The 23,740-nt window shown below is 68.4% G+C and carries 21 protein-coding genes and 4 pseudogenes; 13 read left to right on the plus strand and 12 right to left on the minus strand.

Annotated features, from left to right (window positions below):
- Positions 1-67: 67 nt before the first annotated feature.
- A complete protein-coding gene (locus ACZ6TD_RS01270) occupies positions 68-517 on the plus strand; it encodes a hypothetical protein (protein ID WP_471349188.1) in 450 nt (149 codons plus the stop codon).
- A gap of 134 nt (positions 518-651) precedes the next feature.
- A complete protein-coding gene (locus ACZ6TD_RS01275) occupies positions 652-1,416 on the plus strand; it encodes an NAD(P)-binding domain-containing protein (RefSeq protein WP_471349191.1) in 765 nt (254 codons plus the stop codon).
- Between the two features lie 315 nt (positions 1,417-1,731).
- On the opposite strand, the gene ACZ6TD_RS01280 is transcribed toward ACZ6TD_RS01275, so the two are convergent.
- Genes ACZ6TD_RS01280 through ACZ6TD_RS01300 form a run of 5 tightly spaced genes read right to left on the minus strand, consistent with a single transcriptional unit; the run spans position 1,732 to position 7,359 of the window.
- Positions 1,732-4,113 (minus strand): beta-xylosidase/alpha-l-arabinosidase, encoded by a 2,382-nt coding sequence (locus ACZ6TD_RS01280; protein WP_471349194.1) that lies wholly within the window; start codon positions 4,111-4,113, stop codon positions 1,732-1,734.
- A gap of 16 nt (positions 4,114-4,129) precedes the next feature.
- Positions 4,130-4,255, minus strand: coding sequence for a hypothetical protein (locus tag ACZ6TD_RS01285; RefSeq protein ID WP_471349196.1), 126 nt, complete (start codon positions 4,253-4,255; stop codon positions 4,130-4,132).
- Positions 4,252-5,148 carry a carbohydrate ABC transporter permease gene (locus ACZ6TD_RS01290; protein WP_471349199.1) on the minus strand — a complete coding sequence of 299 codons (897 nt, stop codon included), beginning with the start codon at positions 5,146-5,148 and terminating at the stop codon, positions 4,252-4,254. The genes ACZ6TD_RS01285 and ACZ6TD_RS01290 overlap by 4 nt, the downstream gene beginning before the upstream one ends.
- Before the next feature lies 1 nt (position 5,149).
- Positions 5,150-6,052, minus strand: coding sequence for a carbohydrate ABC transporter permease (locus tag ACZ6TD_RS01295; protein ID WP_471349203.1), 903 nt, complete (start codon positions 6,050-6,052; stop codon positions 5,150-5,152).
- On the minus strand, positions 6,049-7,359 hold the full coding sequence (locus ACZ6TD_RS01300; protein ID WP_471358744.1) for an extracellular solute-binding protein: 1,311 nt from the start codon (positions 7,357-7,359) through the stop codon (positions 6,049-6,051). Before ACZ6TD_RS01300 ends, ACZ6TD_RS01295 begins: the two co-directional genes overlap by 4 nt.
- 804 nt (positions 7,360-8,163) lie before the next feature.
- Between ACZ6TD_RS01300 and ACZ6TD_RS01305 the strand changes: the two genes are divergently transcribed.
- Positions 8,164-9,195 carry a LacI family DNA-binding transcriptional regulator gene (locus ACZ6TD_RS01305; protein ID WP_471349208.1) on the plus strand — a complete coding sequence of 344 codons (1,032 nt, stop codon included), beginning with the start codon at positions 8,164-8,166 and terminating at the stop codon, positions 9,193-9,195.
- Positions 9,196-9,482: 287 nt separating this feature from the next.
- Positions 9,483-9,635 carry a hypothetical protein gene (locus ACZ6TD_RS01310; RefSeq protein WP_471349210.1) on the plus strand — a complete coding sequence of 51 codons (153 nt, stop codon included), beginning with the start codon at positions 9,483-9,485 and terminating at the stop codon, positions 9,633-9,635.
- A gap of 76 nt (positions 9,636-9,711) precedes the next feature.
- Here the strand turns inward: ACZ6TD_RS01310 and ACZ6TD_RS01315 are convergent, their stop codons facing one another.
- The gene (locus tag ACZ6TD_RS01315) at positions 9,712-10,641 is read right to left on the minus strand and encodes an extracellular catalytic domain type 1 short-chain-length polyhydroxyalkanoate depolymerase (protein WP_471349212.1); all 930 of its coding nucleotides are present in this window, start codon (positions 10,639-10,641) and stop codon (positions 9,712-9,714) included.
- Positions 10,642-11,229: 588 nt separating this feature from the next.
- On the opposite strand from ACZ6TD_RS01315, the pseudogene ACZ6TD_RS01320 reads away from it, so the two are divergent.
- From ACZ6TD_RS01320 to ACZ6TD_RS01335, 4 genes and pseudogenes are all read left to right on the plus strand, one after another.
- Positions 11,230-11,751: pseudogene (locus tag ACZ6TD_RS01320) on the plus strand (transposase family protein); the annotation flags it as partial.
- Between the two features lie 154 nt (positions 11,752-11,905).
- On the plus strand, positions 11,906-12,280 hold the full coding sequence (locus ACZ6TD_RS01325) for a transposase (protein WP_471349215.1): 375 nt from the start codon (positions 11,906-11,908) through the stop codon (positions 12,278-12,280).
- A gap of 210 nt (positions 12,281-12,490) precedes the next feature.
- Positions 12,491-13,297, plus strand: coding sequence for an SDR family oxidoreductase (locus tag ACZ6TD_RS01330; RefSeq protein WP_471349218.1), 807 nt, complete (start codon positions 12,491-12,493; stop codon positions 13,295-13,297).
- 27 nt (positions 13,298-13,324) lie between these two features.
- Positions 13,325-14,218 carry a helix-turn-helix transcriptional regulator gene (locus ACZ6TD_RS01335; protein WP_471349220.1) on the plus strand — a complete coding sequence of 298 codons (894 nt, stop codon included), beginning with the start codon at positions 13,325-13,327 and terminating at the stop codon, positions 14,216-14,218.
- Positions 14,219-14,299: 81 nt separating this feature from the next.
- Here ACZ6TD_RS01335 and ACZ6TD_RS01340 read toward each other — a convergent pair.
- Together ACZ6TD_RS01340 and ACZ6TD_RS01345 are read right to left on the minus strand one after the other, a co-directional pair.
- Positions 14,300-14,859: pseudogene (locus tag ACZ6TD_RS01340) on the minus strand (transposase family protein); the annotation flags it as partial.
- A gap of 67 nt (positions 14,860-14,926) precedes the next feature.
- Positions 14,927-15,901 carry an AraC-like ligand-binding domain-containing protein gene (locus ACZ6TD_RS01345; protein WP_471349224.1) on the minus strand — a complete coding sequence of 325 codons (975 nt, stop codon included), beginning with the start codon at positions 15,899-15,901 and terminating at the stop codon, positions 14,927-14,929.
- 431 nt (positions 15,902-16,332) lie between these two features.
- Here ACZ6TD_RS01345 and ACZ6TD_RS01350 point away from each other — a divergent pair, with 431 nt between their 5' ends.
- A complete protein-coding gene (locus tag ACZ6TD_RS01350) occupies positions 16,333-16,830 on the plus strand; it encodes a hypothetical protein (protein ID WP_471349227.1) in 498 nt (165 codons plus the stop codon).
- On the opposite strand, the gene ACZ6TD_RS01355 is transcribed toward ACZ6TD_RS01350, so the two are convergent.
- Positions 16,803-17,387, minus strand: a complete 585-nt coding sequence (locus ACZ6TD_RS01355; protein WP_471349230.1) for a CGNR zinc finger domain-containing protein — start codon at positions 17,385-17,387, stop codon at positions 16,803-16,805. The two genes, ACZ6TD_RS01350 and ACZ6TD_RS01355, sit on opposite strands and share 28 nt — an antisense overlap.
- A 165-nt stretch (positions 17,388-17,552) precedes the next feature.
- On the opposite strand from ACZ6TD_RS01355, the gene ACZ6TD_RS01360 reads away from it, so the two are divergent.
- Together ACZ6TD_RS01360 and ACZ6TD_RS01365 are read left to right on the plus strand one after the other, a co-directional pair.
- A complete protein-coding gene (locus tag ACZ6TD_RS01360) occupies positions 17,553-18,884 on the plus strand; it encodes an MFS transporter (protein ID WP_471349233.1) in 1,332 nt (443 codons plus the stop codon).
- A 52-nt stretch (positions 18,885-18,936) separates the two neighbouring features.
- Positions 18,937-20,058, plus strand: a complete 1,122-nt coding sequence (locus ACZ6TD_RS01365; RefSeq protein ID WP_471349235.1) for an epoxide hydrolase family protein — start codon at positions 18,937-18,939, stop codon at positions 20,056-20,058.
- Positions 20,059-20,128: 70 nt separating this feature from the next.
- Here the strand turns inward: ACZ6TD_RS01365 and ACZ6TD_RS01370 are convergent, their stop codons facing one another.
- Entirely contained in the window at positions 20,129-20,281 is a 153-nt protein-coding gene (locus ACZ6TD_RS01370; protein WP_471349238.1) for a hypothetical protein, read from the minus strand.
- Between the two features lie 533 nt (positions 20,282-20,814).
- Here ACZ6TD_RS01370 and ACZ6TD_RS01375 point away from each other — a divergent pair.
- Together ACZ6TD_RS01375 and ACZ6TD_RS01380 are read left to right on the plus strand one after the other, a co-directional pair.
- Positions 20,815-21,273, plus strand: coding sequence for a hypothetical protein (locus ACZ6TD_RS01375; protein ID WP_471358746.1), 459 nt, complete (start codon positions 20,815-20,817; stop codon positions 21,271-21,273).
- A 242-nt stretch (positions 21,274-21,515) separates the two neighbouring features.
- A pseudogene (locus tag ACZ6TD_RS01380) lies at positions 21,516-21,804 on the plus strand (TniB family NTP-binding protein); the annotation flags it as partial.
- A gap of 286 nt (positions 21,805-22,090) precedes the next feature.
- Here ACZ6TD_RS01380 and ACZ6TD_RS01385 read toward each other — a convergent pair.
- Together ACZ6TD_RS01385 and ACZ6TD_RS01390 are read right to left on the minus strand one after the other, a co-directional pair.
- Positions 22,091-23,050, minus strand: coding sequence for a pyridoxal-phosphate dependent enzyme (locus tag ACZ6TD_RS01385; protein ID WP_471349240.1), 960 nt, complete (start codon positions 23,048-23,050; stop codon positions 22,091-22,093).
- Positions 22,977-23,690: pseudogene (locus ACZ6TD_RS01390) on the minus strand (nucleoside hydrolase); the annotation flags it as partial. The pseudogene ACZ6TD_RS01390 and the gene ACZ6TD_RS01385, both read right to left, overlap by 74 nt.
- Positions 23,691-23,740: the final 50 nt, after the last annotated feature.

The raw sequence follows: 23,740 nt of genomic DNA on the forward strand, positions 1-23,740 counted from the left end.
CCCGATACAGCGACCACGGCAACGCCCTGATCGACCAATATCGACCAATGAGGAGAGAGGCACCCTGATGACGAAACCACCCCCTGCACGAGGGCCGCTCGGAGCGATGTACGCGGGCCTTGCGCTCACCGTCCTCGCGACGATCGCCACGTACGTCGACCGCGGCACCACCCATCTGCTGGCCGACCACATCCGGGCCGGCTATCCCAGCTACCCCCAGGCGCGGGTCGACTCCGCCGTCACCACCTACCTGGTCGTGTTGTCCGTCATCGGAGCGCTCGGCGTCCTTGCCTGGCTCACGACGGCCTGGGCTGTCAAGGCAGGCAAGCGGTGGGCCCGCCCCGCCGCGACCGTGATGTTCATGCTCGGCACCAGCGTCGGACTGGCCGGGCTGCTGACCAAGGACACCTCCGGCGCGACCGGACTGCCGCCGGAGCTGGGCTGGGCCGGGATGGTCCCCTGCGTGGCGGGTTTCGTCGCGGTGACATCGCTGTGGCGAAGGCGGAGACTGACGTGACGCCGGCTCCGTTCGACTCCGCACATGAGGAGCCGACGGCAACTCCGCACGTGAGGAGCCGACGGCAACCATCGCGACCGCGCAGATCCGCGTCAGCACAGGTCACGACCACCGCCACCAAGGAGGAAGGCACAGTGCAGCGCATCGGCATCATCGGAGTGGGCGAGATCGGCCGGGCCATCGTCGAGGGCCTGCGCAACGGGGGTGGTGCGTCGCCAGACGTCTTCCTGTCCCCCCGGGGGGCCCGCACCGCCGCCGAACTGTCCGAGCGCTTCGAGGGCGTCCATGTGTGCTCCGACAACCAGGGAGTGCTGGACCACTCCGAGGTTGTGATCATCGCCGTGCGCCGCCAGGACCACCACGAGGCACTCACCGGACTGAAGATGGACGACGACAAGACCGTGGTCAACCTGATGGCCGGCGTCGCCACCGACGACCTGCGCCGAACCCTCGCCACCGGCGCCCCGATCGTCCGCGCCATCCCGCTGCCCGCCGTGCGCGAGCGCCGCTCCGTCACCGTGACCTGCCCCTCGCACCCGGTGGTGAACTCTCTCTTCGAACAGCTGGGCGGAGCGCTCCCCGTCGCGGACGAGAGCGCCTTCAACGTCTTTTCCGCACTGACCGGGACGCTCACCGCCCACTACGCCTACCTCGCCACGCTCACCGCGTGGGCCACCGGCCATGGCATCGCCCCCGACGCCGCCGACCGGTATGTGCGCGGCCTCTTCCAGAACGTCGGTCGCTCCCTGCGCGACGAGACCCGCCCTCTGCACCAACTCGCCGGCGACCACGAGACACCTGAAGGGAACAACGAGCGCATCCGCACCACCTGGTTCGATCCGCCCAACGCCGCAGCCCTCAAGAAGGCCCTGGACGGCCTCCTCGCCGATTTGAAGTAAGAGCGTCCGGCTGGGACGTGGGCAGCCCGGGAACGACCACTCCACCGCACGCCTCTCGCAAACGCCCGTCAGGTGTTCCGGCTCCCCGCAGACGCGCCCGTCAGGTGACGACCTCGTTCGGCTGGGTCAGGGAGCGGTGTCAGGGTCGATGCCCTGCGCGCGGGCAAGGGCGATCACGACGCGCTCGATCGTGTCCAGACGCTCGGCTGTCGACCGGTCGCCCGGCGCGCCGACGGCGTTGGCGGGTGGCCCCGTTGCCGGACGCGCGGTCCCGTGTGCGCACCGCTGCCGCGACGTGCGCTGCGCACGCCCGGTTCATGCCCGAGCAACCGGCTCCTGCCCGAACGTGGCGTGCAAGCGCCGCGTGTGATCCACGTGGCGCTCGGCTCCGGTCAACGTGACCCTGGCCGTCAGGCGCGGATCCGCGCTGGAGGCGGCCAACCGCACCTCCAGCTGGCCCGGTTCGACGACGCGCCGACCGTCACGTCCGGTGAAGGAAGCGAGGTCGGCCGGGACCGTGACACGGACGCGGCGGGCCTCGCCCGGCTTCAGTTCGACGCGGGTGTAGCCGACGAGGCGCTGCACCGGCTGGACGACGGAGGCAACCGGGTCATGCAGATAGAGCTGGACGACCTCGGTTCCGGACCGTCCACCCGAGTTCCGGACGGTGAAGGTGAGGGTGAACTCGCCGTCCGTCGGAGCCTCCTGGACGTCCACGGTCAGGTCTGCCCAGTCGAACCGCGTATAGGACAGGCCGTGGCCGAAGGCGAACGCGGGGGTCGGGTCGATGTTGGACACCTCGCTGGCGTGCGCGAGCCGCGCCCCGAGGTACGTGGCCGGCTGGGACCCCGGGCCGCGCGGCACGCTGACCGGGAGACGTCCGGAGGGATTGGTACGGCCGCTGAGCACCCCGGCGATCGCGTGCGTGCCCTCCTCACCCGGGAAGAAGGACTGCACGATCGCAGCGGACTCCTCCACGGCGCGCCCGAGGGCATACGGCCGTCCCGCGAGCAGGACGGTGACCACGGGTGTCTCCAGGTCGAGCAGGGTGTCGAGCAGGTGCTGCTGCGCACCGGGCAGCACCAGCGCCTCGGCGTCGCATCCCTCGCCGCTGGTGCCCCGCCCGAAGAGCCCGGCGCGGTCGCCGAGCACCACCAGGGCGACGTCGGCCTCGCGTGCCACCTGGGCGGCCTCGCGGATGCCGGAGAGATCTCCGTCGTCGATTCCGGTGCCGCGGGCGACCGTGATCTCGGCGTCGGGGAACTCGGCGGCGAGAGTGTCGCGCAGCGTGGGCAGCTCGATGCCGAGTGGGGTCCCGGGGTGGCGGACGCCGATGTGCTGAGGGAAGGAGTAGCAGCCCAGTACGGCGGTGGGCTCGTCGGCGTTGGGACCGAGCAGGGCGATGCGGCGCGGCCTCGCGAGCGGCAGGGCGCCGTCATTGCTCAGCAGCACGACCGCTTCCTCGGCGACCATGCGGGCCAGCGCGCGGTTCTCCGGGCCGTCCAAGTCGATCCGGCCGCGCAGGGCGGCCGGGTCGTCCAGGTCGGCCCCGTCGAGCGCGGCCGGTACGGGGTTCCAGTCCGGGTCGAGCAGGCCGAGCATCGCCTTCTGCGTGAGCACCCGGCGCAGGGCGCGATCGACCAACGCCTCCGGTATGCGGCCGTCGGCGACGGCCTCGGCCAGGGGCGCGCCGTACGTCTTGACGTTGGGCAGTTCGACGTCGATGCCCGCGTGCAGCGCCGTGCCGGCGGCGCCGGCCCAGTCGGCTGCGATGCCGTGCAGGGTCTTCAGGAAGGCGATGGCGAAGTAGTCGGCGACGACAGTGCCGTCGAAGCCCCATGTGTCGCGCAGTAGCCCGGTGAGCAGATCCTCGTCGGCCGCGGAGGGGATGCCGTCGGTGTCGGTGTAGGCGTTCATCACCGACCGGGCGCCGCCTTCACGGATCGCCATCTCGAAGGGAGGCAGCAGAACGTCGGCGCGTTCACGCGGGCCCACGGAGGAGGGGGCGAGGTTACGACCGGCGCGGGAGGCCGAGTAGCCGACGAAGTGCTTGAGGGTGGCGACGATCCCGGCGGACTCAAGGCCCTGCACGTATGCCGTTCCGATGGTGCCGACGAGGTACGGGTCCTCGCCGATGGTCTCCTCGACCCGGCCCCAGCGGGCGTCGCGCACAACGTCCAGGACGGGCGCGAGTCCCTGGTGGACACCGACGGCACGCATGTCGCGGCCGATGGCGGCGCCCATGCGCCGCACCGTGTCCGGGTCGAAGGTGGCGCCCCAGGACAGCGGAACGGGGTAGGCCGTCGCTCCCCAGGCGGCGAAGCCGGCCAGACACTCGTCATGCGCGAGAGCGGGGATGCCGAACCGGTTCATGGCGGCGATACGCGTCTGGGTGCGGGCCAGGGAGAGCGCACCCAGGGCGGGGTCGACGGGGACCGTGCCGAAGGGCCGGGTCAGCTGGCCCAGTCCGGTGGGCAGGAGGGCGTCGAGATCGACGGCCTCCTCCATGTCGTGCTGATGGGGTGCCACTTCACCGCCCTGGTCGGAGGCGCCCACCCACACTCCGTACAGCTGGGCGGTCTTCTCCTGAAGGGTCATCGCGTCGATCAGGGCGTCGACTCTCGCGGTGACGGAAACGGTGGGGTCGTTCCAGAGGGAGAATTCGGGGGTGTTCTCGACGGCCACGTTGGCGTTCACTTTCCTCCCACGCCCATCAGACCCTTGACCAGGGCGCGGCGGGCGAACAGGTAGACGAGCAGTACATCCGGCCACCGGCCACAGCGTCGGCGTCGGCGTCGGCGTCGGCGTCGGCGTCGGCGTCGGCGTCGGCGTCGATCAACGGCTGAATCCGGCGGTCAGACCGCTCAGCAGCTGGCGGCGGCCGAACGCGTACAGGACCAGGACGGGCAGTGTGGTGAGGACGACGGCGGCGAGAACGGCAGGGACATTGACCCCGTACTGGCCCTGGAAGGTCCACAGTGCGAGCGGCAGGGTCCGACGGTCAGGGCTCTGAGTGAGGACCAGCGGCAGCAGGAATCCGTTCCAGATGGTCAGTGCGTTGAAAATGGTCACGGTGAGGATGGCCGGTCGGGTGAGCGGTGCCGCCAGCCGCCACAGTGCCGTCCATTCGGTGGCGCCGTCGACCCGCATCGAGTCGAACAGTTCTTTGGGCACATCGCGGATGAAGTTGGCGAGCACCAGCACCGACAGTGGGATGGCGAAGGCGATCGACGGGAGGATCAGCGCCAGCAGACTGTCGTACAGACGCAGTCTGATGATGATCAGGTAGACCGGGATCACCGTCGCCTGCAGCGGGATGGCCAGACCCGTGAGGAACAGCCCGTTCATCGCACGCAGGACCCGCATGCGCCAACCACGGACGATCGCGTAGGCGGCCATGAAGGAGAACACGACCGCCGGCACCACGGCGCCGACGGTAACCACGACGCTGTTCACGAAGTAGCGAAGGAAGTCGGACTCGATGACCAGCCGGTAGTTGTCCAGTGTGGGGTCGCCGGAAGGCACCAGCGGGTTGCTCGCGTAGTAGCGGCTCTGGGCCTTGAGACTGGTGATGAGGGTCCAGTACAGGGGTACGGCGACGACGATGAGCCAGAGCCATCCGGCCAGGCCGCCGGCCCAGTTGCGCCGGCGGGCCGTCTGACGGGAGTGGCGTTGCCGCTCACGGTGGGTGCCCTTCCGCGGTCGTCGCGGCCCGGTCGGCGTGGTGGACACGTCAGACCCCCTCGAGTTGGCTCGCACCGGCGTCCCGGCCCCCGAGCCGGCGCAGCAGCAGAGCGAGGGCCAGACCCACCAGGACCAGGATGACCGCGATGGCGCTGGCCGGTCCCATCAGGCTGGCCTGGAATCCCCGTTTGTACATGTCCAGTGCGAGGACCCGGGTGGCGTCTCCGGGGCCGCCCTCGGTCAGGACGAAGATGAGGTCGAAGAAGGTCAGCGACCCGACCACCATCAGCGTGGACGAGGTGATGATGGTGTATTTCAGCTGAGGCAGCGTGATGCTGAAGAACTGCCGGATCCGTCCGGCTCCGTCCAACTGCGCGGCCTCGTAGAGGGATGTCGGAATCTGCTGGACACCACCCTGGTAGATCAGTGAGTGGAACGGGACGAACTGCCAGGAGACGACGAAGATGACGACCCCGAACGCGAGCCCGGGCCGCCCCAGCCAGTCCTGGCTGAGCACCTGGAGCTTCAGCCCGGCACCGAGCCCGAAGTTGGGGTCCAGCAGGGCCTTGTACGCGATCGCGATCGCCGCGGAGCTGAGCGTCAGCGGGATGAAGTACACCACGCCCAGCACCGCACGGTAGCGCTGGCGGCCGGCCAGGAAGGTGCCGAGCAGAATACTCAGTGGAGTCTGAACGGCCCAGGACACGGCCATCACCAGGAACGTCACCCAGAGGGCGTGCGGCAGCCCGGGGTCGGTGAGCACCGCACGCCAGCTGGTCAGCCCCGACGGGTGGATGGCGCCGATCCCGTCCCACGTGGTGAAGCTCAGCGCGAAGACACCGACGAGCGGAATCACGGCGAAGCCGACGAAGACCACCAGCGCCGGCGTCGCCAGCCACGGCAGGATGCTGCGCGGCTCGCGACGCGGCGGATGGCCGGTGAGTGAGCTCATGTGCCGGTGACCTCATTGAGGTTGCGGGCGAACTGCTGTGGTGAGATGGACAGTTGGAACAACTTGACGATGTTGTCCAGCAGAGTCTCGGCGGCCGTCGGACTGAGCGCTTGGTCCCAGGACTGGCCGAACACCTTGGCCTTGCTGGCGATGTCGTAGGTGAACTGCAGGAAATCGGCGCTCTTGGAGGCGGCCAGCGCCTTTTCCGTGCCCAGCCGGATCGGAACCGACCCGTTGTCGACCCACTTCTTCACCTCGGCGTCCTGGAGGACGCCTGTGGCGAAGAAGTTTTTGGCGATCTCCTTCTGCTTGGCGCTCGCCTTCGAGGAGATGGACAGGTACTGGGCGGGATTGCCGACGGTGTCGCTCGGATCGCCCTTGCCGCCCTCAACGGGCGGGAAGGTCATGTAGCCCAGCGCGCCGCTGGAGACGAAGTCCCCACCGTCGGCCTGCTGGATGCCGTACGACCAGGAGCCGTGCAGCATCATCGCGGCCTTGCCGGTGTACAGCAGCGCCTGGTCGGCGTTGGAGTCCGCGGTGATCGAGGAGAAGCCCTTGATGAACCCGTGGGCTTTGACCAGCTCCTGCACCTTGGTCAGCGCGGTGATGGCGTGCGGGTTGGACCAGGCGTTCTTCTCGCCCTCGATGACGGCCTGGAACACCTCCGGACCGCCGATGCGGTCGAACAGGAACTCCAGCCACATCATGTTCGTCCATCGGGACTGGCCACCGAGGGAGAACGGTGCTATGCCCTTCGCGTTGAACTTGGGCACCAGCGCCATGATGTCATCCCAGGACTTCGGTGGTTTCACGCCGACCTGGTCGAAGACCTTCCTGTTGTAGTAGAGGATGATCGGCTGCACGGTCTCGCACGGCATCGCGTAGATCTTGCCGTCGACGGTTGCCGCGTCGAACGAGGACGGGAACAGCCGCTTCTTGACCTCGGAGTGCTCGTCGAACCACGAGGTGAGGTCCTCGACCTGGCCCGCTTTGACGTAGGTGCGCAGCGTCCCGCCTCCCCAACCCCAGATGATGGTGGGCGCCTGCCCGGCACCGATGGCGGTCTTGATCTTCGTCTTGTACGCGTCGTTCTGGAAGGTGGTGTCTTTGATCTGCTCCTTGGGGTGGGCCTTGTTGAACGCGTCCACCGCGCCGGCTCTGACGCCTTCCTGCGGCTGGCCGCTCAGGTACCAGTACGTGGCTCCACCACCGCTTTTGCTGGGGCCGGACGAGCCGCAGGCCGCCAGCGCAGCCGAGACCGGCACTCCGGCGGCCAGGCCGAGGAGGGTACGTCGAGAGAGGGGGATCGCCATGTCTTTTCTCCGTACTCGGAAGCCACCGACTTGTCACCAGCCATAGTGAAAACTTTTCGAAACACCCTTCTTCGAGCTCCGTTCGTGCAAATTAGGTTTCGAACTGACGCACTGTCAAGGCATGTGCAGACACATTGTCGGGCAGCATCCAGCTGCGTAGTATCGGGCGAGAAGGAACCCTCGAGAAACCCTGACAGGGATCGAAACTGTTTCGAAACAGGCTGGTTGAGTGCGGGGGGGGGGGGGACGATGCGATGGCTGCGACTGACGACTGTCGGTGCAGGTCATGCCGCGCCGGCAGGTCCCGGTGCCGCCCATGCCGGACCGGGTCGATGCCCTCCTGGCCGAGACGACGGTGGTGGGCAAGGTCTCGCAACTCGGCAGCCGCTGAGTCGGCAACTGCCTGGGGCGCGTGGCCGAAAGCGGCGACGGACAGGCCAAGAGTCTGCGAGTGGCGCCCTGGCAGGATGTGTTCGCGGAAACCCGGGAGCGTTCCGCCGGCAGACATCGCCCGGCATGGTCCCGGTCACCTCACCCGGGTGTACGCAAGCCGCCGGTGACCGCGGTGGAGAGCGCCGCGGTGCTTGCCGAGCCGCAGCACGCGGTCCCGAAGCCGATCGGACCGCGTTCACCGGACGCGATATCAGGCAGATCGTCGCACGCGTCGAGGGCGAGGGGCTCGTCGGCACCTCCCCGTACGAGCTCGTGCCGGGTTGCCGTACGGTTGACCGGTTCCACCCGCGTTGCCGACCGACCGGCGGCTCACCACACCGGTGGACGTACAGCTGGGAGGAACCGATGCGACCGAACACCAGGCGCACCACTTTGGCGGACATCGCCCAAGCGGCTGGGGTCTCCGTCGCGACCGTGTCCAAAGTGGTCAACGGTCGCGGTGACGTGGCGCCGCAGACCCGCGCCCGGGTGCAGGAACTGCTGCATCAGCACCACTACCTCGCGCCCGTGTTCCGCCACACCGAGGCCATCGAAAGCCCGACCATCGAGGTGCAGTTCAAGGGCGGCCTCAAGTCGTACGTGGCAAAGACCCTGGAAGGCATCATCGACTCCGCCGACGAATTGGGGGCCTCGGTGGTGATCAGTAAGGCGTCCCGCGCCCCACACTGGGCCCGGGACCTGGTCTCCGCCGGGCGCCGCGCCGTCATCGCGGTCACCAGCGTGTACACCACAGCGCATCTGAACGAACTGGCCCGGGCCGGGCTGCCGCTGGTCGTGCTGGACCCACTGCACCTGCCGGACAGCCGGGTCAACAGCGTCGGGGCGACCAACTTCGCCGGCGGCCTGGCCGCCACCCAGCACCTGCTCTCCCTGGGCCACCGCCGCGTCGCCTATCTCGGCGGACCGACCATGGCCGTATGCAATCAGGCACGCATGCACGGCTACCGCGCCGCCATGGAAGCGGAAGGAGCGCAGGTACCCAACGCCTACGTCCGGCCCGGAGAATTCACGTACGAGACCGGGTTGCTCGGCGCCGCGGCGCTCCTGGGCCTGCAAGAGCCACCGACGGCGATCTTCGCAGGCAACGACGAGATCGCCCTCGGTGTCATCGAGACCGCCCGCGCCCGAGGCCTGCGCATCCCCGAAGACCTGAGTGTGGTCGGCTTCGACGACACAAGCCTCGCCCAGATGGCCTCACCACCACTGACCACCGTGCGCCAGCCACTACGGGAGATGGGCAGTGCCGCCCTGCGCACCGCCCTCCGACTGGCCAACGGCGAAAAGGTCGAGTCCCACCACATCGAACTCGCCACCGAACTCATGGTGCGCGCCTCAACAGCGCCGCCCCGCGAAGAGACTTCGGCGATCGCCGGCTGACCTGGACCGGGCCGTCGGCGGCCCGCACGATCGCCAGGATCTCGCGGTAGTCGGCGGGCAGGGCGGACTCGTCAGGAGTCTCGCCGCGGTGCGGCTTGCCCGGCGTACCGGCCCGGTGAGGGGTCGTAGGAGCGATACCGCGGCAAGCGCAGCGGAACCCGAGGGCGGCCCCGAACGACGTGCCAGACGCGCTTCGCCGTGGACTCCGGCCGACGACCAGCGCGAGTAGTTCTCCTGACCCTCACGTCGGTCGCCGGTTCAAGGGCCTTCCCCAAAAGACTCACCAGGTGAACCAGGTCGTCCGTGTCCAGTCGGGCGAAGGGGCTCAGGGCCAGGGTCGCCTCGATCACCCAGAGTGCCTGAGCGGTGGCGTGCGTCAGACCCTGTTCGGCCAGCGGCCGTTCCTCCGCACCGACGTCGATCGACGCCTCGAAGCGTGAGGAACGACCGCCTGGCTGTCTCAGGGAGGACTCGAAACCATCAGGTCAGGCCAACTGCCGAGCTCGCGCAACAGACTCAGAGGCCGAAGAACTGCACGGCTGCCGCGGCCATGCCACCCATCGGCAGTTGGTGCCCGGCCCCCGAGACGCTGATGGCTTCCAGCCGCACGGCGCCGTCGGTCCCGGCGAAGCGCTGCCGCGTCCAGCTCGGCTGCGGCTGGTCCGTCGAGGTCGGCGTCTGGCTCAGCCCGAAGACGTCCGTCCACTGCTTGGTCTCTTCCTGCATGAGCTGGAAAGGCACGAGTGTGTCGTTGGTACCGTGCCACAGCTGCACGCGAGGACGGGTGCCGGAGTAGCCCGGGTACGCCTGCCGGACCAGGTTGCCCCATTCCTGTGCCGTCTTGTGCATGTTCCCACCCACGCACTTGCTCGTCCACGGCGGGAAGTCGGCCTCGTTCGCGAAGCAACCAAAGGGGACGCCCATGAACGCCGAGCCGGCCTTGAAGACGTCCGGGTAGTCGGCCAGCAGCGCGGTGGTCTCCATGCCGCCGGACGAGCTGCCGGTGACGAAGACCCGCTGCGGGTCGCCGTTGTAGCGCTGTTCCACATAGGACACCATCGAGATGACCGAGGCCGGGTCGCTGCCGCCGTTGTGACGTTTGGAGGCATCGGACCACACGTCGAAGCAGTTGCTCATCGCCGTCTGCTTCGTGGCGGTCGGGTAGATGACGACGAAGCCACGCTGGTCGGCCAGCGACGCGAACTCGCTGCTCTGGTAGAAGCCCGGTCCCGAGCCGCCACAGCCGTGCATGGCGACCACGATCGCCGGCTTGGCCGGGCGGGAGTCCGGCACGTACACGTGCATGCGCAGATTGCCCGGATTGCTGCCGAAGCTGGTCACCTCCACGAGCGAAGCCGCCGTTGCCTGCGGCGCGAAGACGAGACCAGAGACGAGAAGTGCCAAGGCGCCGGCGACAGCCGCCAGCACGGTTCTGATTGCGGTCATGGTGCAACCACCTCCTGGTGATCACGAGATTCACCCCTGAGGTTAGGCATGACCATGACAGCCGACAATATTGTGCCCACGGTTGGCTCAAGGCGCTCCCAGGCACTCCGAGACGGGCGCACTTCCCGCTCGGCGTCCGAAATCCGCCCCTGCCCGCCCATCGCGATTCCCCACGCCACGATGACCGGCGGTCTTGCCGCAGGCGCCCGCCCGCTACCGAACGCGCTGGCCATCAGGGGCGCCGAATACCTTTTGAAAACTTTCGGAACTTTTCTAGATCCTTTTCGCTGGTCACCACTCCCTCAGCGCATTGACACCGCACGTCCAACACGATCCAACAGCCCTCAGGTCAGCGATGTGATGCGGAATCAGCCATCCACACAGGAACGAACAACAGCCGAGAATTTCCGGAAGCATCCGATGACGTCGGGCATGGGCGCGCTCGATGGGCCCGTCGCTCCGGGGCGCCTACGGCTCGCCGAATCGAGCTGGTGCGCCGGGGGTGGCGACGGCACCGGCGCCTTCCCTGCGGCGAAACCGATGTCGCTGGTGGGCGGCATGGCCGCGGGCGCCGACAGCATCGACGACATGGACCGGCTGCGGCACGGTGCGATGGGCCGCCTGTTCTCCGGAGTGCGGGCCCCGTCCACGCTGGGGTCGTTCCTGCGCTCCCTCACCCACGGGCATGTGAAGCAACCGCACGCCGTGGCCCGCCGGTTCCTGCCCGAACTGGCCCGTCGCACCCCGCTGCTGCCCGGCGCGGACCAGGCCGCAAACGTGGACATCGACGACACCATCCGCCGCACCCACGGCTATGCCAAACAGGGCGCTGGCTACGGATACAGCAAGGTCAAGGGCCTGAATGCACTGCTCGGCGTCGTCTCCACACCCCTGTCCGCCCACGTGATCGCCACCACCAGGCTGCGCAAGGGACCCTCGAACTCCACGCGCGGGGCGGCAGCGTTCGTCGCTGAGACCATCCGCACCGCACGCGCCTGCGGCACCAGCGGCCTGCTGGTGCCGCGGGCGGACTCCGCGTTCTACGGCGCCGACATCATCAACGCCTGCCGGGTCCCGGGTGCCCGCTTCTCCGTCACCATGCGGATGAACGCCTCCGTCAAGGCCACCATCGCCCGCATCGACGAGGACGCCTGGACACCGATCGAATACCCCCAAGCGGTCTGGGACGAGAAGGGCCAGTGCTGGATCTCCGACGCCGAGATAGCCGAGGGTGATCATCGCCAGGCACACTGTCGTCGAGCAGGTGATCGCCGATGTCAAGAACAGCGGCTTCGCCCACGCGCCGTCCGGTCATTTCCAGGCCAATGCCGCGTGGCTCGCCCTGGCGGCCCTGGCACACAACCTGACCCGCGCCACCGGCACCCTGGCCTCCGCGTTCCATGCCAAGGCGACCACCGCCACCATCCGTGACCGCCTGATCAACGTGCCCGCCCGCCTGGCCCGCTCCGCCCGCCGTCTCACCCTGCACCTGCCCGAAAGGGCCCGAGACCTGTGGACAAAGTGGAAGAGCTGGGCAGACCAGCGGCCACCCCATGCCCGAATCCGCAACTCTGCCCATACACGGCCTGCACGACCCCGAAACGATCAACGGGGAATCAAGCCGGTGGATCCGGGGTGAGTCAGCGCACCAGGCAAGGGGGGCTCTCGCAGTACCTGTATCACCAGGGTCTCCCAGACGTCCAAAACGCCTGCCAACCTGGTTGAGTCGAAAGCGCCGACAACACTCCATGGACACGCACTGCAGCTTTACCCCCATCAGTTCAATTCAGCTGCCCCGAATGCGCGACCGTGTCGGCGCATTCTTCCACGACAGAAGGGACGGAGACCAATGGCGGACAACCAATTCACCACTCACACAGAACTTTTCGATCTGAGTGGGAAGTACGCCCTTGTCACTGGCGGCACCAAGGGCATTGGAATGATGATAGCGCGCGGCCTTCTCCAGGCGGGTGCCCGCGTCGTCATCAGCTCACGCAAGGCAGACACGTGCGCGGAGGCACAGCGTCTACTGTCCGAATTCGGCGACGTTCGAGCAATCCCCGCCGACCTGTCCAGGCACGACGAGTGTCAGCGCCTCGCTGATCTTGTCAAGGCCGACTCGGAACGCCTGGACATCCTTGTCAACAACGCGGGAGCGATGTGGCGCGAGCCGCTGGAGACGTTCCCGGACGAGGCATGGGACTCAGTGATCGACCTCAACCTCAAGTCGCCGTTCTGGCTGGTGCAGGCGCTGCTCCCCGCCCTTCGCAGGGCGGGCACCGTCGGTGATCCCGCGCGGATCATTAACATCGGCAGTATCGCCGCCATCCACGTCGCCCAGTCGCCCAACTACTCGTACGCCAGCAGCAAAGCGGCACTCCATCAACTCACCAGAGTGCTTGCCAGAGAGCTGGGCCCACAGCACGTCACGGTGAACGCGGTAGCACCGGGAGTGTTCCCGTCGCAGATGATGGCGTCCACGCTCGATGCCATCGGCGACACGATCGCGGCGGCGACCCCTCTGCGCCGGCTCGGCCGCGACGACGACATGGCGGGTATCGCCGTGTTTCTCGCTAGCCGGGCTGGGTCCTACCTCACGGGCACCATCATTCCGGTAGACGGCGGCATCGCGACGACCGCATCAGGCACCCCTTAGACTGCGGGACGGGCTTACGGTAAGGGGATGGCCACGATGGATCTACGCACCGAGATCCGGGAGTTTCTCGGCTCGCGTCGCGCCCGCATCGCACCCGAGCAGGCGGGCCTGCCCGCTTACGGCGGCAACCGTCGGGTCAAAGGTCTGCGCCGCGAGGAGGTGGCGCTACTGGCGGGGGTATCGGTCGACTACTACGTGCGCATGGAGCGCGGCAGCCTCGCCGGTGCCTCCGATGGCGTGCTCGACGCGTTGGCCTCTGCCTTGCAACTCGACGAGGCCGAGCGCGACCACCTGTTCCACCTCGCGCGCCAATCCAGGGCGCCCAGCGGCCCACGCCGGCGTAGGCATGCCGTGACGGTGCGCTCGACGCTGCACCAGGTGCTCGACGCGATCTCCGATGCGCCGGCCTGGATCGGTAACGGCCGTTATGACGTGCTCGCCATGAATCAACTCGCTCGCGCGCTGTATTCACCGGTGCTGGCCGACCCGCGACGGCCCGCGAACACAGCGCGGTTCGTCTATCTGAACCCCGAGGCGGCCAGAGATTTCTTTGTCGACTACGACCAAATTGCCGGTGCCGTGGCCGCGAAGCTACGCATGGAAGCCGGCCGCAATCCGCACGACGAGGAGCTGATCGCCCTAGTCGGCGAACTGTCAACGTGCAGTGAGCTATTTCGGCAGCGGTGGGCATCTCAGGACGTGCGGCTGCACCGGTCCGGCCGCAAGCGTGTGCGCCATCCGATCGTGGGCCAGCTCGACTTGGACGTCGAGTCCCTGGAACTGCCCGCCGAACCCGGCCTGCACTTCAACGTCTACACCGCACCCGCGGGCACACCGACCGCTGACAATTTGGCGCTCCTGGCGTCGTGGGCGGCCACCCAACAGACGCTGGCGACCGACCTCGAAGCACACGACGGATAGTCCAACCCCTTCAGCCGTACTAAAGGGTGTTGCACAAGGCTGCTCTCGGGCAGGTCAGAGCCCGTGAGCGGGGCTGTCTGCTCATGAGGCCAGGGCGAGGTTGTGCATGTGGGCGACGGCCTGGACCGCGTGATGGAGGCTGTCGCCGCGCTGGCGGCAGTCGCGGAGGATCTTGTGGTTCTTCATCCGGCCGATGAGGTGTTCCACGCGGGCACGGACCCTGCGGTGCTCGGCTTTGCCGCCCTCCTCGCCCTTCAGCAGAGGTCGCCCGGGACGTTTGCGGTGCGGCACCGCCATCCCGCAGTTGAGCTAGGCGCCGTCACCGAGCACGGTCACACCCTGGCAGTGCTCGCTCAGCCCGGATGCTCGCCAGGCATGCGCGTCCGCCGTGGTCCCCGGCATCGGACGCGCGGCCGCGATCACCAGCCGGGTGTCCGCATCCACGATGACCTGGACGTTCGCGGAGAACCGGTAGTCGCGACTGGAGGCGGCAACCTTCCGGTCGCGGACCGGGATGAGGGTGCCGTCCACGATCCACATCCGCTCGGGGGCATCGGCCGGGCGGGAGACGGGCTCCAGCGCGGGCAACGGCCCCAGCGCTGGATAACCCGGCACACCGTGGAGGACGAGACGCCGAAGAGTCTCAGCCCGCCCTGTTGTCGCCGCTGCTGTCGTTGGCTATCAGTGCGTGATCAGTTGACTTTCCGTCTACGCCGCCCTGCGGGCTTGTTGTCGGTAGCTGCTGGGGGAGAGTAAATAGGCGGCGCGGAAGGCTCGGGTGAAGCTGACGTAGTTCTGAAAACCCCAGCGCGCGGCTATGTCGTGAAGCGGGGTTGCGTACCAGGCAGGGTCGGCAAGGTCACGACGGACACGGTCCAGGCGCTCTCGGCGTATGAAGGCAGCGACCGTGTCGTCCTGGCCCTGGAAGAGTCTGTGAAGGTGGCTGACCGAGATGTTGTGCGCGGCGGCGATGGTGCCCGGCGTCAGGTCGGGGTCATGCAGGCGATGCCCGATGAACGCCCGGATACGCAGCACGAGGGTCCGTCTGTGGCTCTCGGGCGGCAGCGACTCGGCGGAGTCGACTTCACGGGCGAGCAGCGCGGACAGCAGGTCGACCAGGACGGTCTCCAGATGAGGGCCATCGGCGGCTGTGTAGGAGCTGGTGTCCTTGACCAGGTTGGTGAGGAATCCCGCCAGCAGGGCACCGAACCCGTGGCGTCCCGTGAGCCGTCGGCCGATCACCTGGTGGGCCTGGCGCGCGGGCAAGTGCAATCGGGCTTTGGGCACTTCGACGCCCACGCAGGTGACTTGGTCCTGGCGCTCGTCCATGTGGATCTCGAACGGCCGCGACGTATCGTTGGTACGCAGATCGTACGGGTGGTACACGGCATCCCGGCCGCTCATCGCGAACCCCACCGACCCATGAGTGATCAGCGAGAGGTGGTACATCTCGGGGTCCGACTGCCGGATGAGCTTCGGTGTCCGTCGAAGGTCTATCGGCTGCATGCCAGTCGGCCACACGACCACGCTTCCGAGTTCGAAAACGCGCTGGTGTGCATGGTAATCCGCAGTCTCGCGGCGGGTGACTTCCACTGGCGCATGCGTCCTGGCCAGTTGCTCACGCCACGCCTCGAACCGGTCGGCTGCGGGCACATCCTCGGTCCGGAACACCGTCTCGATCATCGCTTCCCCCGTTGAGCAATGCAGACCCGTTTGAACGCGGTCCGGCCGGCGGCTACCAGGCTCGGAACCAGCATGCACGAAGGCAAAGCGGTGGCAAAGGCCGGTGTCGACGGTTTGCGCCAGATCCGCCATCAAAGTCGATGCCGGTGGCGGCTATGCGGAGGGTCCGTCCCGGAAGTCGGGCACGGACCCTCCGTGCGTCCCGCTGCATCAGGTACCGGTTCTTGGGGCCTGGCCGGATCAATCGAGCTCTACCTCGGGGCGCTGTCCCTACCCGTTGGGAGCCTCCACCCTGTCCAATGGCGCAGCTACTACCCCACGTCTCGGGGAGGAGGCCGCCGCTAGACGGCCCACATGGTCATCGCCTCCAGGAGCTTTCTACGCTCCGACCATGAACTGGACAAACGCGCACCGCTGAGGAACGCGCCCAGATGGCGCTGTTCCCCACCAACATCCGCGACCGCGACGGCCATCGGCCGCTGAGCTACAAGTGGTTCCACAAGGGCTTCAAGCTCTGGATCGACGATCTCGACATCGGCCGCTGGGTTTCCTCGGGCGTCGAAGAGCGCGAGAAGAACGGGGTTGTCGACGTCGCTTTCGTTGACGAGGAACCTATGCGCCTTCTACGCGTTGGCTCGGATGACATCGTCGATGAGCCATTTCAGGAGTCGGTCCGGCTCGGGATACGCGCGGAGAGCACGCGCCTTGTCGGACTGATACCAGGCTCGCGCTGCGTCCTGGACGATCGGAACGGAGATCTTGCGGTCCCGGGCCTGCATTGCGGCTTTCGCTGCGATGCAGATCGCATCACGAGGAACGCCCTCGGAGGCCCGAACGAGTTCGCCGAAGGCGGGCTCGGACGAAACCCCGGAGCCGGCCTGGCAGGGTCAGGTGCCGGCGCTCAACGCGGGCTGCGCCGGCTCCGGTAGGCCGCGACGCTGGCCCGGTGTGCGCAGGTTCGGGTGCAGTACTGCTTCGAGCCGTTGCGCGAGAGGTCCACGAAAGTGGCCCGGCAGGTCGGCCCGGCACATACGCCGAGACGAGCGGGACCGAGCGTGGCGATCACGGAGGCCAGTGCGCTGAGCGTAGTCGCGGCAAGGTGCGCCGAGCAGCGGTCGGTGTCGGAGGTCACCTCGGTCCACCAGCGGTCATCCTCGTGGCGCAGTACCGGGGTGGCGCGGCTGCGACGCAGACCGTCGTTGATCAGAGCCGCGGCTTCGACCGCGTCCACGTTCGCCCGTTCGAGCACCTCACGCACCGTCTCGCGCAGCGCGCGGACTTCCGCCAGGTCGGCGCGGGTGAGATGCCGCGGACCGGTCCCTTGGTTCGCGGCCGAACTCGGAGGCTCAGCCGCGGGATGGTCGTCAAGGAAGTCCCGGAGCTGCTCCACGGTCTCGAGCGCGTCCTCTCCCTTGATCGGCCTCAAGGTGTTGGCCAGGTCGACGGCGGTCTGGACCACCGATGGGCTGTAATACGCATCCTGCATTTGACGTATCTCCTCACTGCCTCGTAATGTTACACCCAAAGGAGCTTTAGCATGTCACAACATACCCGGCAGGGGACGACGCCGCAGACGATCCCGTCTGGAGGGGCCCCGGCACCGGAGCGAGCCGACGCCCCGGACGGGCGTCGGCTGGGGCTGACTTTGGGGATGCTGGTGCTGCCGATGTACGTGGCACTGGGAGCGCCGTCGGTGGCCCTGCCGGCCATCGGCCGCGCACTCGCGGTGCCGTTCGGGGCCACCGCATGGATTCTCGCCGCGTGGTCGCTGACCTCCGCGCTCGCGATGCCGGTCGCGGGTCGGCTGCTGGTCCGCTGGAGCCCCTTCCAGGTCCTCGTCGCCGGGGTCGTGGCGCTCGCCGCGGGCTCCGCGCTCGCCGGAGCCGGGCCGACACTGTCCGTCGTGATCGTCGGCCGGCTGATCGGCGGCGCCGGGGCGGGCGCGACCGTGATCGCCGTCTTTGCCGCGGCCACCGCCCTTCCCGGGCGGCAACGGATCCGCGCCCTGGGAATCATCGCGGCCGCCAGCGCGACGGCGTCGGGGTGCGGGACACTGTTGGGCGGGGCGGTGACCGCATGGCTCGGGTGGCGTGCCGTGCTCGCGATCCCGGTCCTCGCGCTGCCCCTCCTGCTGGCCGCATTGCCGAGTAGGCGCGCGCTGACGCGGAGCGGTAGCGGCGAGCGAAACGGCTCGACCGGGCGACTCGATATCGTCGGCGCGGCCGTGCTGTCGGTATTCGCCGGCTCCTTGATCACGTTGCTGCAGGCACACTCGGTCGGCCTGCCCGCTCCGGTCACGCTCGTCGTGGCTAGCGCCGGGGCGCTCGCCGCCGTGGGACTGTGGTGGCGCGTGCGAAGCACGCCCGACGGGTTCGTGCCTCGGCGGGTGATCGCATCCCGCGGCTTCCTGGCGGCCGGGCTCATCGGCGGGACCGTCTTCGCCGGCTACTACGGGGTGCTGTTCCGCGCCCCGTCCCTGATCGAGCAGGCCACGGGCGGTGGCCCCCTGGAAGCCGGCGTGCTCTTGGTCCCGGCCGCCGCCTGCTCGGTGCTGGCCGGGCGGCTGGTCGGCACCTTGACCGACCGGTTCGCCGGCTGGCAGGTGTCGGCCGGGCTTGCGGCACTCACCGTCGTCGGCGTGCTCGTGGTCGCGATCTCCACCGGGCCGATCCCGATTGTCGTCGGCACGGCGTTGACCGTGTGCGGGTTCGCCGGCGCCCAAGCCGTACTGGTGAGCCTCGCGCCGGACCTGGTCGCCGCGGACGACCGCGACACCGCACAGGGCCTGCTCAACTTCATGAACGCCCTGGGTGGCGGGATCGGTCCGGCCGCTGTCGCGGGTCTGTCCGGCATCGTGCCGGTGCCGGTGGCCCTCGCCGTGCTCGCGGCACTCCCCCTGGCCGGACTCGTCCTCAGCCTGACCCGGCGCCCTACCGCCGACCGCCGCCCCGAACCCGACGCCACCCGTGGGAGCCCGCGATGACGGTCCACCTGCATCTGATCCGATAGCGCCTTGACCAGTAAGGAGCCTTGCCATGTCCGCCGAGCCATTCGAGGTCAGCATCACCGAAGCCGAGATCGCGGACCTGCGTGAACGATTGCGACGGACACGGTGGCCCGAGCGCGAGCCGGTGGACGACTGGTCACAGGGTTTGCCGCTGGCGTATGCGCAGGAGCTTTGCCGCAGCTGGGCCGAGGACTACGACTTCGGGTTCGCCGAGCGGCTGAACGTGTTCCCGCAGTACCGCGACACGATCGACGGACTGGGCATCCACTTCCTGCACGTCCGCTCGCCGGAGCCGGACGCGTTCCCGCTCGTGCTCACGCACGGGTGGCCGGGTTCGGTGCTCGAGTTCCTGGAGGTCCTCGGCCCGCTGACCGACCCGCGCGCGCACGGCGGTGACCCGGCGGACGCGTTCCACGTGGTCGCGCCGTCGTTGCCCGGGTACGGCTGGAGTGACAAGCCGTCGACGACCGGGTGGGGCATCACTCGCACCGCGCGCGCCTGGGACACGTTGATGGTCTCGCTGGGTTACGAACGGTACGGCGCGCAGGGCGGTGACTGGGGTTCGGCGGTGTCCGCGGTGCTGGGCGAGGTGGCGCCCGAGCGGGTCGCCGGCGTGCACCTGAACCTGGGATCCGTGGCGGCGGGCACGTTCGACGACCCGACGCCCGCGGAGCTGGCGAATCTCGAGGCCGAGAAGGAGATGCAGCGCACCGGCCGGGGATACTCGGCGATCCAGGCGACCCGGCCGCAGACGCTCGGCTACGGCCTCACCGACTCCCCGGCGGGACAGGCCGCCTGGATCGCCGAGAAGTTCTGGGCGTGGACGGACAACGACGGCCATCCCGAGGACGCGTTGTCGCGGCAGACGATCCTCGACGAGATCTCGGTCTATTGGTTCACCGCGTCGGCCACGTCGTCGGCGCGCCTGTACTGGGAGAGCTTCGCCAACTTCCGGGACAAGGTGACCGCGCCATCCGGGCTGTCGGTCTACCCGCGCGACATATCCCGCCCGTCGAGGCGGGAGGCCGAGCTGCGGTTCACCGACCTGCGCTGGTTCGAGGAGCTGCCGCATGGTGGCCACTTCGCCGCGCTGGAGCAGCCGGAGTCGCTGGTCAAGCAGGTGCGCGGGTTCTTCCGCCTGTTCCGCTGACTGTCCGTGCCACCCCCTGGGAAGCCCGCGCCAGGGGATGGTCCTGTCCGTCCCCCGGGTTACCGGCACATCACGTTGTGGGGCGGTGCGATGGGCGAGCGTTGTCCGGCTCGGCGGCGGCTGCGCGGAGCTGCTGGTTTTCGACCTCCAAGACGTGGACGACGCGGGCGAACTGTTCGTTGCTCGCCCTGAAGTCGTCACGTTCCTGGGTGATCTTCGCCAACTTCTCCCGCAGCGCTTGCCACAGAAAAGTGAACAGCAGCCGATGGTCCAGCGCGTACGACTCCTGGGTACCCAGCGAGCGTTGCGCGAACTTCGAACGACGGAAGAACTCGCTGAGCCGGGGTCCGCCCGGTACTCGGGCCAGACCGTGATCGGCTGTCGATCTCGCAACCCGAGCCGCTTTCCCCGCTCCTCCAGGTCAGCCCAAGCTCCACCCTGGCTGGTCCAGAACAACATCCACTCGTCCGACATACGCCTCGTCAGCTCCGCGTCATGATCTCGAGCAACACGGGGAACGTACACGGAATACTGGAGAGGCCCAGACTGCCCATGTGATCCTGCCTCAGCAACCGCCCCACGGCCCGTCCACCGCTCCGGTGGACGGGCCGTCGCTTGAGACCACCCAGACGAGCTACAACAACGACCCCACCCGACCGTGACGGACATGTACTCTATGAATAACCGCAGGTCAGAGCCGCAACACGAGCTCCCACGGTCGGTAAATTCGGCTGGCAGTCCATCACCGAACGCGGCATCCGCCTCGACTACCGCACCTACAACCACGAAGTCCTCGACCCCCACCGCGGCCAGCGCTCCGGTATCGCCAGCAAAGACGGCAAGTGGGAGGTCCACCACAACCCCCACGACGACCGCCAAATCTGGGTCCGCCTCACCGACGGACAGCTCCACGAGATCGGCTGGATCCACCGCGACCACGTCCACCAGCCCTTCAACGACGCCCTCCGGCGCTACATCCAGACCGAGGTCGGACAACGCGGGGACCGCGAGACGCACGAAGCCGACCTCGCCGACGCCCTCGACCAGCTCCTGCGCCGCACCCGCCACCCCGCCGGCCGCAGCACAACACCCGCCGCCGGAGAACCCCCGCTCCGGAAGTACGGCAGCACAGCTGCCCGATCTGCCGGGCCAGCGGCGCGCCCTCGACACGGAGACCGCACCGGCCCCGGCTCCGGACTGGAGCGAGAGCCTTGACGACCTCATCGACATCGACGCGACGGCCAAGACTGACACGAGCGAGCCGGAGGGCGCGGGCGTGCGGCCGGCCGAGGCAGGCGGGTACGGGCTGTGGGACGCCGAAGCAGAGGCCGAGCAATGGTGAAAACCCACCGGGCACAGGCGGGGTGCCCACCACCAGTTCCCCATCGGCTGCGGACCGGCCTCCCGGTACCTCGGCGAGCACCGCCGGAGACGCCACTGAGGCGCGGCAGCAGTCGGTGACCACCTGGGACGGTTCCCAAGCCTTCGCCGCCACGCCGGTGGCAGTTCCTCCCCCTCGCGGGACAGAGCCGCGCAACCTCGCCGAACGCCTGGCCTATCACTCGCGGTTCGTCACGGTGCGCACCCCGGCCATCGACGCGCTCGCCAGGAACGTGCGCACCCTGATGACCCTCGGCCGCCACCGCACGTCCGTCCCTGATCGTCACCGACCCCGCCGGTACCGGGAAAACCACCGCGCTGCTCCAGGTCGGACGCGCCTGCCACCTCGCCGTCCTGGCCCGCACCCCACTCCCCCACCTAACCCGCGCCCTGCCCCGCCTCGCCCCCAAGGACAACGCCCACAGCACCGAGGCCGCCGCGCACTGGCCGGCTCGAGCCGGGCAGCCGCCCGTCCGCGCCTGCACGCTGTGCACCCGCAACCGCAGCCACGGCGCCACTGGCTCTGTTCACCAGATTCGGTTCTGGCTCGCTTTCCGTGATGACCCTTCTCGGCGAAGTCAGTCTCCGTCTCATCCAATCCAGCCGGGATAGAGGTCTGAGGGGCATCCGCGCCCGGCCGTCACGCGGGTCGCTACTTGACCGGCCAGTCCCCGGTGCGGGCGAACAGCTCGATGTCGGCCTCGTACGGCGCGGGGTCGAGGCCCTGCGCACGCACCCACTCCGTATTGAGGTGGGTGTTCCGGTACGGATCAGCGACGTCGCCGATGATGGTGACGACGCTGCCCCGCATCCCCGCTTGGTGCATCCGTGCCACGAGGTGGCACGTTCCCCAGAAGTTGGTACCGGTCGCCGGTCCGGCTTCGATCCCGGCAGCAGTGCGAAGCCACCGCATGGCCGCAATGGACGCCGCGTCCGGTACCGGGATCATCAAGTCGATCACCGCCGGCAGGAAGCCGGGCTCGGTGCGTGGGCGACCGATGCCAGGTATCCGCGAGGGCATCCCCGTGGTGTAGTCGCCACACCCGCTCGCCCACGCGGGGAAGTAGGCGGAGTTCTCCGGGTCCACCACGGCCAGCCGCGTCGGATGACCGTGTCGCCGCAGGTGGCGTCCGATCGCTGCCGAAGTCGCCCCGGTTCCGGCACCGGTGACGATCCACTCCGGGATGGGGTGCGGTTCCCCGCTCATCTGATCGAAGATCTCGTCGGCGATCGTCGGCTCACCACACCCGGCCACCGCCCGCTCCGCGTCGCTGAAGTGGTCCAGGAAGTGGCCGCCGAGCTGCTCGGCCAACGCCCTCGCCTCCTCCTGCACCGCCGCAGGCGGCTGCTCGCCCACCTGCCACCGTCCGCCCTCCCCTTCGATCCTGGCCAGGACGTCCGCAGAGGTCTTCGCCGGTACGACGGCGGTGAACACCAGGCCCAGCAGCCTCGCGAAGTGGGCTCCGGCGACAGCGACCGCTCCGCTCGACCATGATGGCCGCAGCCAGTGGGTCGTGCAGGACACAGCCGACGGTGCCGTGAGCGTCACTGTAGAGGGCAACGTAGGTCTCGAGCACCGATGACGCGAAGCGGGCAGCCGGGGCGGCCGCATCCGCGATCCGCTTCAGCCAGGATGCGTCAGCCCATGCGTGTTCGGTCATGTCCAGCGGCACCACGATCAGGTCGAACCCCGCGCGCAGCACCTCCTCCGCTGCCTCCGGATCATGAGCGGAGTTCGCCTCGGCCCAGGCAGTGACATTGCCCGGCACGTGGAACGCACCTCCCATGAACACCACACGGCGCAGGAGTCGAGGGAGGTTCGGCTCCATCCGCAGGGCGAGGACGATGTTGGTCAGCGGCGCCAGGGCGAGCAACGTCAGTTCTCCCGGCCGTTGCCTGGCCAGGCGCACCAGCTGCTCCGCTGCTGATTCCGCGCTGACCCGTCGCGGTGACGGAGGCCCCGCCTTGCCACCCAGGCCATCCGCGCCGTGGACGAACTCTGCTGTCTGCAAAGGCTGCTGAAGAGGAGCCGGATGGCCCACGGCAACCGGTACCTGATCCAGGCCGACGACGTCGAGCACACGTAAGGCGTTGGCGGCCGCCACGGCAGTGGGCACGTTGCCGTGCGCGGCTCCAACGGCGACGATCTCGACGTCCGGCTGGGCGGCCAGGAACAAGATCGCCCAGGTGTCGTCCACCCCGGGGTCCGTATCGATGACAACGGACAGACGGGTGGAAGCAGCAGGTGGCATGCAAGTCTCCTCTTGTTCCCTTTGTCCTGTGGAACTGGCGGTTACTGAGT

Source organism: Streptomyces yongxingensis (assembly GCF_055597465.1).

What these genes read in the sequence shown, in the direction of transcription:
- ACZ6TD_RS01270 (WP_471349188.1), top strand. Translation starts at nt 68, where the DNA reads ATGACGAAACCACCCCCTGCACGAGGGCCGCTCGGAGCGATGTACGCG.
- ACZ6TD_RS01295 (WP_471349203.1), bottom strand. Translation starts at nt 6,052, where the DNA reads ATGAGCTCACTCACCGGCCATCCGCCGCGTCGCGAGCCGCGCAGCATC.
- ACZ6TD_RS01305 (WP_471349208.1), top strand. Translation starts at nt 8,164, where the DNA reads ATGCGACCGAACACCAGGCGCACCACTTTGGCGGACATCGCCCAAGCG.
- ACZ6TD_RS01315 (WP_471349212.1), bottom strand. Translation starts at nt 10,641, where the DNA reads ATGACCGCAATCAGAACCGTGCTGGCGGCTGTCGCCGGCGCCTTGGCA.
- ACZ6TD_RS01330 (WP_471349218.1), top strand. Translation starts at nt 12,491, where the DNA reads ATGGCGGACAACCAATTCACCACTCACACAGAACTTTTCGATCTGAGT.
- ACZ6TD_RS01335 (WP_471349220.1), top strand. Translation starts at nt 13,325, where the DNA reads ATGGCCACGATGGATCTACGCACCGAGATCCGGGAGTTTCTCGGCTCG.
- ACZ6TD_RS01345 (WP_471349224.1), bottom strand. Translation starts at nt 15,901, where the DNA reads ATGATCGAGACGGTGTTCCGGACCGAGGATGTGCCCGCAGCCGACCGG.
- ACZ6TD_RS01350 (WP_471349227.1), top strand. Translation starts at nt 16,333, where the DNA reads ATGGCGCTGTTCCCCACCAACATCCGCGACCGCGACGGCCATCGGCCG.
- ACZ6TD_RS01355 (WP_471349230.1), bottom strand. Translation starts at nt 17,387, where the DNA reads ATGCAGGATGCGTATTACAGCCCATCGGTGGTCCAGACCGCCGTCGAC.
- ACZ6TD_RS01360 (WP_471349233.1), top strand. Translation starts at nt 17,553, where the DNA reads ATGCTGGTGCTGCCGATGTACGTGGCACTGGGAGCGCCGTCGGTGGCC.
- ACZ6TD_RS01365 (WP_471349235.1), top strand. Translation starts at nt 18,937, where the DNA reads ATGTCCGCCGAGCCATTCGAGGTCAGCATCACCGAAGCCGAGATCGCG.
- ACZ6TD_RS01385 (WP_471349240.1), bottom strand. Translation starts at nt 23,050, where the DNA reads ATGCGGCCGCCCCGGCTGCCCGCTTCGCGTCATCGGTGCTCGAGACCT.